The sequence below is a fragment of the Micromonospora salmantinae genome (assembly GCF_022230905.1).
Lineage (GTDB): Bacteria > Actinomycetota > Actinomycetes > Mycobacteriales > Micromonosporaceae > Micromonospora > Micromonospora salmantinae.
On sequence record NZ_JAKKFG010000030.1, the window covers coordinates 19,496 to 32,693 of the forward strand.

General features: G+C 69.8%; 11 protein-coding genes and 1 pseudogene. 5 read left to right on the forward strand and 7 right to left on the reverse strand.

Features of this window, described 5'->3' with window-relative positions:
• Positions 1–69: 69 nt before the first annotated feature.
• Positions 70–2,214: a prolyl oligopeptidase family serine peptidase gene (locus PSH03_RS21890; protein WP_238690266.1), complete on the forward strand. Its 2,145-nt coding sequence runs from the start codon at positions 70–72 to the stop codon at positions 2,212–2,214.
• A 170-nt stretch (positions 2,215–2,384) separates the two neighbouring features.
• Positions 2,385–2,588 (forward strand): DUF1737 domain-containing protein, encoded by a 204-nt coding sequence (locus PSH03_RS21895; protein ID WP_238690267.1) that lies wholly within the window; start codon positions 2,385–2,387, stop codon positions 2,586–2,588.
• Between the two features lie 88 nt (positions 2,589–2,676).
• Here the strand turns inward: PSH03_RS21895 and PSH03_RS21900 are convergent, their stop codons facing one another.
• Both PSH03_RS21900 and PSH03_RS21905 read right to left on the reverse strand, forming a co-directional pair.
• Positions 2,677–3,060 carry a nuclear transport factor 2 family protein gene (locus PSH03_RS21900; protein WP_238690268.1) on the reverse strand — a complete coding sequence of 128 codons (384 nt, stop codon included), beginning with the start codon at positions 3,058–3,060 and terminating at the stop codon, positions 2,677–2,679.
• 81 nt (positions 3,061–3,141) lie between these two features.
• Positions 3,142–3,540 (reverse strand): winged helix-turn-helix transcriptional regulator, encoded by a 399-nt coding sequence (locus PSH03_RS21905; RefSeq protein ID WP_112730873.1) that lies wholly within the window; start codon positions 3,538–3,540, stop codon positions 3,142–3,144.
• 105 nt (positions 3,541–3,645) lie between these two features.
• Between PSH03_RS21905 and PSH03_RS21910 the strand changes: the two genes are divergently transcribed.
• Both PSH03_RS21910 and PSH03_RS21915 read left to right on the forward strand, forming a co-directional pair.
• Positions 3,646–4,548: an NADP-dependent oxidoreductase gene (locus tag PSH03_RS21910; RefSeq protein WP_238690269.1), complete on the forward strand. Its 903-nt coding sequence runs from the start codon at positions 3,646–3,648 to the stop codon at positions 4,546–4,548.
• 67 nt (positions 4,549–4,615) lie between these two features.
• Positions 4,616–5,608, forward strand: a complete 993-nt coding sequence (locus PSH03_RS21915; protein ID WP_238690270.1) for a MerR family transcriptional regulator — start codon at positions 4,616–4,618, stop codon at positions 5,606–5,608.
• A gap of 149 nt (positions 5,609–5,757) precedes the next feature.
• On the opposite strand, the gene PSH03_RS21920 is transcribed toward PSH03_RS21915, so the two are convergent.
• Complete coding sequence (locus tag PSH03_RS21920) at positions 5,758–7,176, reverse strand: xylulokinase (protein WP_238690271.1); 1,419 nt, start codon at positions 7,174–7,176, stop codon at positions 5,758–5,760.
• Between the two features lie 425 nt (positions 7,177–7,601).
• On the opposite strand from PSH03_RS21920, the pseudogene PSH03_RS21925 reads away from it, so the two are divergent.
• Positions 7,602–8,234: pseudogene (locus PSH03_RS21925) on the forward strand (XRE family transcriptional regulator); the annotation flags it as partial.
• 768 nt (positions 8,235–9,002) lie between these two features.
• Here the strand turns inward: PSH03_RS21925 and PSH03_RS21930 are convergent.
• The 4 genes from PSH03_RS21930 to PSH03_RS21945 form a co-directional block, all read right to left on the reverse strand.
• On the reverse strand, positions 9,003–10,745 hold the full coding sequence (locus PSH03_RS21930) for an ABC transporter substrate-binding protein (protein WP_238690272.1): 1,743 nt from the start codon (positions 10,743–10,745) through the stop codon (positions 9,003–9,005).
• Positions 10,746–10,902: 157 nt separating this feature from the next.
• On the reverse strand, positions 10,903–11,889 hold the full coding sequence (locus PSH03_RS21935; protein WP_210785885.1) for an ABC transporter permease: 987 nt from the start codon (positions 11,887–11,889) through the stop codon (positions 10,903–10,905).
• Positions 11,890–11,900: 11 nt separating this feature from the next.
• Positions 11,901–12,908, reverse strand: a complete 1,008-nt coding sequence (locus PSH03_RS21940; protein WP_210785886.1) for an ABC transporter permease — start codon at positions 12,906–12,908, stop codon at positions 11,901–11,903.
• On the reverse strand, positions 12,905–13,198 hold a 294-nt coding region (locus tag PSH03_RS21945; RefSeq protein ID WP_372494833.1), incomplete at its 5' end, for an oligopeptide/dipeptide ABC transporter ATP-binding protein. The genes PSH03_RS21940 and PSH03_RS21945, both read right to left, overlap by 4 nt.

Here is a 13,198-nt window from a genome sequence, read left to right on the forward strand (position 1 = left end):
CCCGGCCGACGCTGACGCGTCCGCCCAGGTCGGCCACATCACCCCCACTCCCGCTCTACGATTTGGGCTGTGGACTTTCCGGAGCTGGCCGCCCGCACCCGCCGGTTCAGCCACGGCGCGCCACGCGCTGTCTCGGTGGCTGAGGACGGCTCCCGGGTGATCTTCCTGCGCTCCGCCGGCCCCGAGGATCCGGCGGACGCGCTCTGGCTGCTGGACGTGGCCACCGGCGAGGAGCGGCTGGTCGCCGACCCGGCGACCCTGCTGGGCGAGGGCGGGGACGTCCGCTCCCTCTCCCCCGGCGAACGCGCGCTACGCGAGCGGCTGCGGCTCAGCGCCGCCGGCATCGGCTCGTACGCGTTGGACGCGGCCGGCCGGGTTGCGGTGTTCGCGCTGGCCGGGCGGTTGTTCCGGGCCGATCTGGTGCACGGCGACGTGGTGGAGGTGGCGGCCGTCGGCCCGGTGCTGGCCCCTCGCCCGGACCCGAGCGGGCAGCGGCTGGCGTACGTGACGGACGCCGCCGAGGGTGTGCGCCGGGGTGAGCTGCGGGTGATCGACCCCGACGGCACCGACACCCTGCTGGCCGGCGAGGACGCCGGGGTGAGCTGGGGGTTGGCCGAGCACATCGCGGCAGAGGAGTTCGGCCGGTTCCGGGGGTACTGGTGGGCGCCCGACAGCCGTTCGGTGCTCGCCGCCCGGGTCGACGAGTCCCGCCTGGAGCGGTGGCACCTGCACGACCCGGCCGAGCCGGCGAGCCCGCCGACCGCTGTCGCGTACCCCCGGGCCGGTGGCCCGAACGCGGAGGTCAGCCTGCACCTGCTGGACCTAAACGACGGCTGGGTCGACGTGCACTGGGACCGGGAGACCTACCCGTACCTGACCGGAGTCAGCTGGGGTGAGGGCAGTCCGTTGATCACAGTGCTGCGCCGCTCGCAGCAGCACGGGCTGGTGCTGGCGGTGGACCCGCGCACTGGTGAGACGCAGGTGCACGCCGAGCTGGCCGATCCGCGCTGGGTCGAGCCGATCGCCGGCACGCCCGCGCACCTGCCGGACGGCCGGGTGCTGGTCGGTGGGGAACTGGCCCACGACGGGTACGACGCCCGGTGCCTGTTCGCGGACGGCACCCTGCTCACCCCGCCGTCGCTGTACGTACGACGGGTGGTGGGTCGGCTTCCGGCCGCCACCGGCCCGGCGGACCTGCTGGTGGAGGCGAGCGACGGCGAGCCGAGCGAACGGCACCTGTTCCGGGTCCGCACCACCATCGGCGGTGGGGTGGACGCGCGCCGGCTCACCACCGACTCCGGCTGGTACACCGCCGCGGTGGGCGGGGACGTGCTGGCCGTCGGCGTCGCGTCGCTGGATCACGCCGGGGTGCGCTGGACGGTGCGCCGCGGCGATCAGGAGATCGCCGCGGTGCGCTCGTTCGCCGCCGTCCCGCCGTACGCTCCACTACCACTGCTGGAACGGGTGACCGATCGGCGGTTGCCGGCGGCGGTGCTCTATCCCGACAACCACGTGACGGGCCGGCGGCTGCCGGTGCTGCTGGACATCTACGGCGGCCCGGGGCACCAGGAGGTCGTGGCGGCGCGGGCCGCGTGGTTGGAGCGGCAGTGGTGGGCCGACGCCGGGTTCGCGGTGGTCACCATCGACAACCGGGGTACGCCGGGCGTGGCGCCGTCGTTCGAGAAGGCGATCCACCGGCGGGTCGCCGACGTGATCCTGACCGACCAGATCGACGCGCTCACCGCGCTCGCCGGCAAGCACCCGGACCTGGACCTGGGCCGGGTAGGGGTGCGCGGTTGGTCGTTCGGCGGGTGGTTGGCCGGGTTGGCGGTGCTGCGACACCCGGAGCTGTTCCGGTGCGGGATCGCGGGTGCCCCGGTGACCGACTGGGCGCTGTACGACACCGCGTACACCGAGCGTTATCTGGGGTTGCCGGAAGACGGCCTGGACATCTACGCGCACCACTCGCTCGTCGAGTTGGCCGCCGAGCCGGTCACCAGCCCGGACCAGGCCCGGCCGTTGCTGCTGGTGCACGGCATGGCCGACGACAACGTGGTGGCCGCGCACACGCTCCGGCTCTCGGCTGCCCTGCTGAGCACCGGCCGACCGCACGCCGTGCTGCCGTTGACCGGGGCCACCCACCTGGCCGCGAACGGCACCGCCGAGCGGCTGCTTCCCCTGGAACTCGACTTCCTCCGGACCCACCTGCTGTAGGCAGCATTCGATAAGTGGGTTCGGCACACCGAGCTCGACATCGCTGCGCCGATGATCCACGATTTCCTGGACCGCGCCATCGGTCGTTCCTGAACGCACAGCCCCGCGCGCAACAAGACGGGATGTCAGCCGGGACCACGCTCTGGCATCCGAGCAGGGACAATTCGGCGGTGTCGGATTTCACGAAGCCCCTCGGCTACCGCCTCATCACCGGGCCCGATGATGCTGAGTTCTGCGCCCGCGTCAGCACGCTTCTCGATCAGGGCTATCGGCTGCACGGGTCGCCGGCGCTGACCTTCGACGGCGAACGCGTCATCGCCGCTCAAGCGTTGGTGCTGCCGCGCCCCGCCGGCTCCGCGGGGAGCGCTGAGTAGAGACGCCCTGAAACTCGACTTCCTCCGTACCCATCTGGGGTGAACCCGCCACGCCCGCGGCGCCTGGCCCGCTGCGGCAGGCTGACGATCACCAACGTTCCACGAGGTGTTCCCGGCCCTGTGGCGGATCGTACGGTTCCGGCCAGTAGTCGATGATCTTGCTGATCAGCCCATGCTCGGACATCTCCAGCCAGACGCACGCGTCCTGCCGCTCGTCACCGACGCGAACGTCGAGCAACAGGGCGGCGACCCGGCCATCGGCGATCACCCGTCGCGGCCGGAGGTGCCAGTCGCCGGGATACTCGGTGTTGAACCGCAGGAACGCGTCCTTGCCGCGAATGCGCTCCCGAGTCTGCGGCATCTCGTAGACCACGTCATCGGTGAGCAGGACTGCCAACCCGGACCAGTCGCGGCGCTCCAGAAGATCAACGTAGGCGTGGGCGGCCTGCCGGGCCGTCGAGGTGTCGTCCACGACGCGGACCCTAGCCTCCACCAGCGACAATCTCGCGAGCCCTCGGCGGGCTCAACCCCGGGCGAGACGCCTCCTCAGTTCTCAGGGGCGTGCGTCGTACTGGGTCCGGGCTTCGAAGACGCGGTCCATGTGCGTCTCCGCCCAGTTCTTGATCGCGATCATGACCGGGAACAGTTCATGGCCGAGCGGGGTGAGCTCGTAGTCGACGCGGACCGGCACCGAGGCAGTGACCGTGCGGGTGACCAGGCCGTCGCGCTCCAGGGTGCGCAGGGTCTGGGTGAGCATCTTCTGGCTGACGCCGGCGATGCGCTGGGCGAGCTCACCGTGCCGCTGCGGGCCGTTGACGAGCGCCGGGATCACCAGGGCGACCCACTTGTCGGTGAGCCTGCTCAACAGCTCACGGGTCGGGCACTGCTCCAGGAACGCGTCGTAGTCACGTTTGGCCTGTTCGCGGCGTTGCGCTGCGGTCGACGTCGCCATTCTTACCTCCGTTGGTGCTCTAGGCACTTTAAGGTACCTACTTTCTCATAGTGCCGATGATTCGTACGGTCGTGGTGATCACGAAATCCCACGAAGGAGACGGCGATGCGCGCAATCAGCTATGCGGAGTTCGGAGGGCCGGAGGTCCTGCAGGTGGCCGAGGTGCCGGTGCCCGAGCCTGGGCCGGGGCAGGTGCGGGTGCGGGTCGCCGCGTCGGTAGTACACCCGGTCGATCTGATGGTCCGCTCCGGTCGGTTCCCGGCCCCGTTGCCGACCGGCCTGCCGTACACGCCGGGTTGGGACGTCGCCGGCAGCGTCGACGCGATCGGCCCGTCGGTCGACGAGTTCACGACCGGCGACGAGGTCATCGGCTTCTCACCGTGGCTGCAAACCACTGTCGGCGCCCACGCGGAGTACGTGGTCCTCGACGCCGCCTGGCTGACCTCCGCGCCCGCCGGTGTCCCCGCCACCGAGGCGGCGACCCTGCCGACCAATGGCCTCGCCGCCGCCCAGGCACTCGACCTGCTCGCGCTCCCCGCGGGTTCGACAGTGCTCGTCACCGGCGCCGCCGGGCAGGTCGGTGGGTTCGTTCTGGCGCTGGCCCGGACGGCCGGTCTGCACGCCACGGGACTCGCCGGAGCCGACGACCGCGAGTTCGTCGAGTCGCTGGGTGCCGCGTTCCTGTCGCGCGCCGACGATCCGACGGGGACATTCGACGCGGTCATCGACCTGGCGGTGATCGGCTCCTCGTTGCTGGACCTCATTCGGGACGGCGGCGGCTACCTGGCCGCGTCACCACCGCTTCGCCCGGAGCCGGTGCGCGGAATCCGGACCGTCGCGCTGGAGGTGCCACCGGACGGAACCCGGCTGGGCGAACTGGTCAAACTCGTCACCAGCGGCGACATCCCGCTCCGGGTCGCTGACGTGTACCCCTTCGCCGACGCGGCGACCGCCCACGAGCGGCTGGCCCAAGGCGGCGTGCGCGGCGGCGTGGTGATCGTCCCCTGATCCGCCGCAGCGAAAACTCGATGAGGGGCTTGCATCTCAAGCCGCTTGAGATCGCATAGTGGGCGTCGTGGACGGAAACGAGCTGTACACCATCGGAGATGTCGCCCGGCGGACCGGCCTGAGCGTCAGCGCGGTCCGGTACTACGCGGACGCCGGTGTCGTCATGCCGGCCGCCAGCACGCCGGCCGGCCACCGCCGGTACGACGTGTCGGCCATCGCCCGGCTGGAACTGGTCCGGACGCTGCGGGAACTCGACGCCGGCCTGGACGAGATCCGGCGGGTGCTGGCCGGCGAGGCGCCGCTACGAGAGCTGGCCGCCACCCACCTGGCCCTGCTGGCACGGCAGGAGGCACGGCTGCGCAGCCGGCGCGCGGTGCTGTCGGCCATCCTGCGGCAGGACTCCACTGCCGAGCAGGTCACGCTGATGCACAAACTGGTCGGCATGTCGGACGAGGAACGCGACCGGCTGATCGACGAGTTCTGGACCGAGGTCTCCGCCGGCTGGGAGCCGCCGGAGCGGATGGTCGAGTGGTGGCGGGCGGCCCGACCGGAGCTGCCCGACCATCCCACCGCTGCCCAGCTGGAGGCGTGGATCGAGCTGGCCGAACTGGTCCGGGACACCGAGGTCCGGCAGACCGTACGCCGCGAGTTGCACGAGGCGTGCACCACCGGGGCCGGGCCGCTGATGACCTCGTCGCCGATGCTGGACGCCCTGGAGGAGGGCGCGGCGATCGGCCAGCCGGTGATGGACGCGGCGCGTGAGCGGGTGTCGCCGGACTCGCCCAGGGGCCGGGAGATCGCCGACCAGTGGATCGGGTGGCTGACCGGCATCTTCGCGACGCCGGACAGCCCCGGGATCCCGGACACGCCCGAGTTCCGGATCCAGGCCGCCGACCAGATGCGCAAGGGCGCGGAGTGGGACCGCACGCCGCCGGAGCAGGAGGGGCCGTTCGACAGGTACCTGGAGTTGATCGGCACAGTGAACGACGCGCCGCCGGAGCGGTTCCCCTACGAGTGGCTGGCCGAGGCACTGCGCGCGTCCGCCGTGCCGGCCGCCTGATTGACGTTCCGCGGCCCGACACGTTGGCTCACCTGGTCAGGCGGCGGGGGGAAAAACGCCGCGAGCCGGACGGTGACGCGCATCGGCAACTCCTTGAGGTCAGGAACCATGCCGAGCCTTAATCCGGGAACTCCTGCTCGGACGTGCCGTCAGTGAGCGTGGTCGAGGGCGTTTGCGCGGGCGTCGGCGTACCGCTCGCGGACTGCCGGCACAGCGTCGGCGTCGTACACCTCGACCTGCCCGACCGTCCACGCCGGCGGTCGCTGCCCGCCCGACACCACCCAGGCCGCCTGGCGGGCGGCGCCGTCCGCGACGTACTCCCCCATCGGTGGAGGGACGAGCACGGGGCAGCCGAAGACCGTAGGCGCGATCCGGCGCACCGCCTCCGAGCGGGCGCCGCCGCCGACCAGGACGACCCGGTTGACCGTCACGCCCTGCGCGATCATCGCATCCAGCCCGTCGGCGAGTGAGCACAGAATGCCCTCCACCGCCGCACGGGCCAGGTGCGCGGGGGTCGAGGTCCGCAGGGTCAGGCCGTGCACGGCTCCGGTGGCGTGTGGGCGGTTCGGTGTGCGCTCCCCCTCCAGGTAGGGCACCAGGGCCAGCCCGTCGGCGCCCGGCGGGGCGGACAGCGCCAGCGCGGACAGCTCCGCATGGCCCACCCGCAGCATGGTCGCAGCCGCGTCCAGCACCCGGGCGGCGTTGAGCGTGCACACCACCGGCAGGAAACGGCCGGTCGTATCGGCGAACCCGGCCACGATTCCGCTCGCGTCGGCGGCCGGCACGTCAGAAACGGTCGACACGATGCCAGAGGTGCCGATCGACACGATGACGTCGCCCGATTCGGCGCCGACACCCAGCGCCGCCGCGGCGCAGTCGCCAGCACCGGGACCCAGCGGCGCGCCGGTGCGCAGGTGCCCGGCCCGGTCGGTCGGCCCGAGCACCTGCGGCAGCAGCAAGCCATCCCGACCGAACGCCAACTGGATCAGGTCCGAACGGTACGCACCGGTCGCGGCCGACCAGTACCCGGTTCCGCTGGCGTCGCTGCGGTCGGTGCGCAGAGCATCCAGCCCCGGCGCGCCGGCCAGACGCCAGGTCAGCCAGTCGTGCGGCAGACACACCGCAGCCGTACGGGCGGCGTTCTCCGGCTCGACCGAGGCCAACCAGCGCAGCTTGCTGACGGTGAAGCTGGCCACCGGCACCAGGCCGACCGCCTCCGCCCAGGCTCGCCGCCCGGCCTCGCCGCCGCCGAGATCCGAGATCAGGTCGACGGCGGCGCCGGCCGAGCGGGTGTCGTTCCACAGCAAGGCGTCCCGAACCACGGCCCCTTCGGCGTCCAGGCACACCATGCCTTGCTGCTGCCCGGCGACCGAGGCGGCCGCCACGTCGTCCAGACCGCCAGCCTGTGCGACCGCGTCGGACAGCGCCGCCTCCCACGCGGCCGGCGGCACAGCGGTGCCGCGCGGGTGCGGTGCGCGGCCCTCGCGTACCAGCTTCCCGGTCTCGGCGTCGCGGATGACGACTTTGCATGACTGGGTCGACGAGTCGACCCCGGCGACGAGCGGCACCGTTCCTCCCGGGGGTTGTCATGACGGGTCAGATGGCGTGATTGGGAGGGGGCGGATCAGGTAAGCGACGGCGATCCGGACGAGCGGGCGTTGTGTTCGTCGCGGGCGGTCGAGTCCGAGCCGAACCAGATCTAGTCATCGTCGTGGCAGGTCACGGCAACGGGCAAATTTGTTCAACGGCTGAATTATTTGACGGTTGCACAGCGTTGTCAAGACTGCGCGTCGCGATGCCAGCGTCGGAGCTGACGCCCTGGCGGACGGCGATCGCCCCGCCTGAATCGGGGGGTACTCCCCTGGGGTAGGCCGCAGACTCACAGCATTCCGAGGCCGATGGCGAGCTGCGTGATCGTCGATGGGGCGTCCGGGTCACAGGCGACCTGGGCAACCACGCCTCGGGCGGCTGGTCGGTCGCGGATCTCGGCGGGCAGGCCAACAAGAGACTCGTCCAGCGCTGGGAGCCTGGCGCGATCGCCGCACCGCGGTCCGGGTACGCCCGCGCCCTGGAAGTCGCCACCGGCCTGCCGGTCTCGCTGCTCGGCTTCGCCGCGATACCCAATGGCGACGTCGCCGATGATCAGCACGGCGGCCACGACCTGACCTCACCCATGTCCAGCCTGGCCACGCCGACGCCCAAGCCACTCGCGGTCCACGGGTCGTACGAGGGCGTGTGGCTCAGCCGCTACCAATACCACTCCAGCGGCCGGGGAGAATCATTCGCAGGGCAACACTTCGTGGTCGTACTCCAGCATGGGGATCGACTGACAGTGCGCAGCCTGCCCGGCTCGGCGGCCTCGTCGCTGTCAATGGATCTCACCGTGGACGGTGCCGTGGTCACCGGCACCTGGGTGGAGCAGACCGACCCGGCCGGCTACTACCGGGGAGCCCGGTACCACGGCGCGATCCAGTTACTGGTGGAGCCCACCGGTCGACGAATGGCCGGGAAGTGGGTCGGGTTCGGCAAGGACATGGACGTCAACACCGGCCCGTGGGAGCTGACCTTCCGGGATGCCTCCACGTCCAAGGCGACGCTCGACCAGTACAACACGTCGCCCGAATAGGGCGATCTCTGACGGCCAATGCGGGGGGACCACCCGAACCGATTGATCAAATGCGTGCGCACTTGACGCCGGAGCGCATAGTTGCTGTGGAGAACCCGCTGCGCCTCGCTGAGGAAGGTGCCCACGTGGACTGGTTGAGTGCAGCACTAACAGCCGGGGCGGCAGTATTAGGGTCTGCAGCGACGCTTGCCGCAGTGGTTATAGGCGGGAGAAGCCAGGCAAGGCGAGAGGCCAGAAGCCATGCCCGCGCACTGGAGAGTCGAGCGCGCGACGACCTGCTGGTGCGAATAAATAGCATCAACGAATGGACGCGATCGAATAGCCACGAGGCGTTACTCGCCACTCACCACCTCACTCGTGGCACTAATTTCAGTGTCGATTTTGAAAAATGGCTCAACACCTCAACGGCCTCACACTATCGAACCCTGTGCGACACCTTCTCAACCTCCCACCCGCAGCTGTACGCAGCGTACGACAGATTCGAGTCGATGAGAGTTGGGCTCTGGAAAGAGCTTGAGAGCGGTTACGCAAGAACCCGCATACTCCAGCGATCGACTGAGGGCGGCCAGGCAAGACTTCTGATAACCGCTCTCCTTGATCGACGAAGTGCACTCAAGGAACAACTGCGCACGGTCGCCAGGGAGTTGGGGAGCGACTTGCAATAACGACGCTCGGCGGCTCACACCCCGTGACCTGCCCAGCAATAACAGAAGGGTCCCCTCCCGACGGCGTTGTCGGGAGGGGACCCCTTCTGGTCTGCGGTGTGACTTACGGCTTGACGTGCGCGTTCACGAACGACGGGTAGCCGAAGACGCTGGAGATGAAGATCCCGCCCGCCTTGGACCCGTGCACGTTGTAGGCCACGTCGACGAAGAGCGGCACCACCGGCGCGTGCTCCTTCATGATCCGCTCGTCGAGCTTGGCCCACTCCGGGCCCTGCTCGGCCGCGGGCAGCGCCGAGATGCGGTCCATCTCGGTGTTGATCGCCGGGTCGTTGAAGTAGGACTGGTTGCTGTTGCCCTCGGCCTTGATGGTGCGGCCGTCGTAGAGCACCGGCAGGATCGAGGCCCCGCTCGGCCAGTCCGCCGCCCAGTTACCGATGTACAGGTCCCAGGGGTTGTCCTTCTTCTTGATCTCGTCGAGCTTCGCGTCGTCGGAGATGTTCCGCAGCGTGATCTTGAAGCCGGCCCGCTCCAGGTTGGCCTTGAGCTGGGCGCCCTGCTGCTGCTCGGTGGAGTTGTCGGCGACGCCAAGGACCAGCTCGGGCGTCTTCCCGCCGAGCAGTTCCTTGACCTTGTCGACGTTGCCGTTGGCACCCGCCGGGTACGCGTCGTACGCCTTGTAGCCGATGGTGGCCGGCGGCATCAGCGTGGTCAGCGGCGCGGCGACGGTCTGCCCGCCCATGGCCTTGATGAAGCCCTCGCGGTCGATGGCGTAGTTGAGCGCCTGACGGACCTTCAGGTCGGTGACCCGCTGGTTGTTGATGACCAACTGGTTGGCGCTCGGGGTCGGGGAGAGGATGCTGCGCGACTTGAGCGTGGCGTCCCCGGCCACCTTGGCGACCAACGAGGCGGGCACTGCGTTGAAGGCGAGCGCGCTCTGGTCGGCGCCGTTGTCGGCGATCACCCGGTTGTTGGCGGCGTCCGCGGTCGGGCCGAAGTTCCAGACGAACTGGTCCGGGTACTGGTGCCGGACCGGGTCGGTGTTCGGGTCCCAGTTGGTGTTGCGGTCCAGGGTGATCTGCACGCCGACCTGGTTCTTGGCGACCTTGTACGGGCCGGACGAGAACGGCTGCTTGTCCAGGTCGACGCCGGTGTCCTTGTCGGCCGGCAGCGGCGCGGTGGTCGGCAGCGAGACCGCGAACGGCAGGTCACAGCGGGGCTTGGCGAACTCGAAGCGCAGCGTCTTGGCGTCCGGCGTGCTCAGGCCGGGCGGCAGCGACGTCTTGTTCTTCTTGAAGTCCCATTTGGTGTCGAACTGCGGGGTGTCGGCCAGCCACTCCTGGATGTAGGTCGGGCCGCCGGACAGGTCCGGGTCGAAGGACCGGGCGATGCCGTACGCGATCTCCTTGGAGGTGATCGGCCGGCCGTCCTCGAACTTCACCCCGTCCTTGACGGTGAATTCCCAGACCTTGCAGTCGTTGTTGACGTTCTTGCCCGGCGTCTCGGCCAGGTCGCCCACCAGGACCAGGCCGCCCTTGCCGTCGTCCTTCCAGGTGGTCAGGTAGCGGGCGAAGAGCGGGTTGGCCATCAGACCGGCGAACGAGTACGTCCGCTGCGGGTCGAGGTGGGAGATCGGCGACTCCCTGATGATGGTGAAGGTGCCGCCCTTCGCGGCGCCGCTCACCTCGGCCGCCGGCCCCTGCGAGTCCTTGGGGTCGGTCGCGATGACCCCGGTCTGCTGCCGTTCGGTGTCGACAGTGGTGCCCTCGCCCGTGTTCTTCGAGCACGCACCCAGTGCCACAACCAGTGCGATCGCGCCGCCTGCGGCAACCGCCACGCGTGGTCTCATGAAGTACCCCCTTCACCCATGTGCCGTGCGGTTTCGTCGGGGCGAGAACCGCCGACGTCCCGAGGATCGTAAGGAAGAAAACCTACGAGTTGTGTAACAGTTGTCGATAAATTTCGCCACCGGCCCAGCCGCCGGTCACACGCTGGACATCGACAAGTCAGCGCAACCGCACCCGGGGGTCGATGGCCGCGTAGAGCAGGTCCACCAGCACGTTCGCCAACACCACGAAGACGGCGGCGATCAGCACGGTGGCCATGATGGTGGGCAGATCGCCCGAGCGCACCGCGTCCACCGCCGTACGCCCCAACCCCTGGATGCCGAACGTCGTCTCGGTGATCACCGTCCCGCCCAGCGCCCCGCCCACGTCCAGCCCGGCGATGGTCACCACCGGGGTGATCGCCGCGCGCAGCGCGTGTCGCCCGTACACAGTGGGTTTGGCCAGGCCCTTGGCCCGCGCGGTCCGGACGAAGTCCTCCGACAGCGTCTCCAACATCTGCGCCCGCGACAGCCGGGCGTAGATGGCCGAGAAGAGGAAGGCCAGCGCCACCCACGCCAGCACCAGGCCGCTGGCCCACTTCGCCGGGTTGTCGAAGAGGGAGGTGTAGCTCGGAACCGGCAGTAACCGCAGGTTGTAGACGAACACCAGCAGCAGCACCGCGCCCACGAAGTACAGCTGCAACGACGCGCCGGTCAGCGAGAAGCCGATGGCCAGACGATCCAGCCAGGTGCCCCGACGCAGTGCGGACACCATGCCGAGCCCCACGCCGAGCAGCAACCAGAGGATGGCCGCCGGGATCACGATGCTCAGCGTCACCGGCAGCACCCGGGCGATGGTGTCCGAGACGGCCTCGTTGGTGACGTACGACCAGCCCAGGCAGGGCGCGTCGCACCGGCCGCCCTGGGCGCTGCCCAGGTCCCGACCGGTCACGATGCCCTTCATGTAGCCGGCGTACTGGCTGATCAGCGGGTCGTTCAGGCCCAGGTCGTCACGGACCCGCTCCAGCCGCTCCGGGTTGCAGTTCTTCGAGCAGATGCTGCTGACCGGGTCACGCGGCAGGGCGAAGAACATCAGGAAGGTCAACACGCTCACCGCGAAGAGGGTCAGCGTGGCGGAGAAGAGTCGCTTGAGCAGAAATCGCGCCATGATTTTGACCCCTACCGGGACGACTTCGGATCGAGCGCGTCCCGCAACGCGTCTCCGAAGAGGTTGAAGGCGAACACCAGCGCGAAGATCGTGATGCCCGGGAAGAACACGTACGCCGGGTCGGTCTGGAGGAAGTCCAGACTGCGGTAGATCATTCGGCCGAAGCTGGGCGTCTCGTCGCTGAGGCCGACGCCGATGAACGACAGCGCCGCCTCGCTGGTGATGAACTGCGGCACCGCCAGGGAGAACGACACCAGGATCGGCGCCCAGATGTTCGGCAGCAGCTGCCGGAAGAGCATGTGCCCCAGCCCGGCCCCGCTGGCCCGGGCCGCCTCCACGAACTCCCGCTCGCGCAGCGCGATCACCTGCCCGCGGACCAGCCGGGCCGTACTGGTCCAGCCGAAGATGGCGAAGACGGCGATCAGCACCCCCACCCCGAAGGCGGACGACACCTGCCCCCGCTCACCGTAGAAGCGCAGCGTGATGGTGGGCGTGAGCGCCAGCGCGATGATCAGGAAGGGCATGGCCAGGGTCAGGTCGGTGATCCAGTTGATCACCGCGTCGAGCCAGCCGCCGAGGTAGCCGGCGAGCGCGCCCAGCACGATCCCGATCGTCGCGGTGATCAGGGCCGCCGCGAACGCGATGAACAGCGAGGTCCGCAGCCCGTAGATCAGCCGGATGAAGATGTCCCGGCCCAGCCCCGGCTCCAGACCGAACCAGTGCTCGCCGCTGACCCCGCCGGCGTACCCCAGCGGCATGCCGAAGCCGTCCAGCATGTTCTGGAACTGCTCCCGCGGGCCGATCCCGTAGACCATCTCGATCAGCGGGGCGGCCAACCCCAACAGCAGGAAGAAGACCAGGAGTACGCCGCTGACCATCGCCGTCCTGTCGCGGCGCAGCCGCAGCCAGGCGAGCTGACCGGGTGAGCGGCCGACGACGCCCTTCACGGCGGGCCCGCCCGGGTCCGTGCCGGACTCGATCTCGGCGAGCGCCACACCCTCCACCGGGGACAGGCTCACGACGGCACCTCCTCGACGACCGGGGCAGTCGACTCCGCCGACTGCGGGTTCGTGCTGGCCGCTTCCCCTTCGGGGCTCGTGCTGGCCGCTTCCCCTTCGGGGCTCGTGCTGGCCGCTTCCCCTTCGGGGAAGTGACACGCGGTGGCCTGCGAACCGCCGTCGCGCGGGATCAACGCGGGCTCCTCGGTGGCGCAGATGTCCTGCGCCTTCCAGCACCGGGTGCGGAACCGGCAGCCCGACGGCGGGTCCAGCGGGGTGGGCACGTCGCCGGTCAGCCGGCTCCGGCCCGC

Excerpts from the sequence above, each read along its gene's own strand:
- PSH03_RS21905 (WP_112730873.1), bottom strand. The coding sequence starts at position 3,540 with ATGGCGACGTCGACCGCAGCGCAACGCCGCGAACAGGCCAAACGTGAC.
- PSH03_RS21910 (WP_238690269.1), top strand. The coding sequence starts at position 3,646 with ATGCGCGCAATCAGCTATGCGGAGTTCGGAGGGCCGGAGGTCCTGCAG.
- PSH03_RS21930 (WP_238690272.1), bottom strand. The coding sequence starts at position 10,745 with ATGAGACCACGCGTGGCGGTTGCCGCAGGCGGCGCGATCGCACTGGTT.
- PSH03_RS21935 (WP_210785885.1), bottom strand. The coding sequence starts at position 11,889 with ATGGCGCGATTTCTGCTCAAGCGACTCTTCTCCGCCACGCTGACCCTC.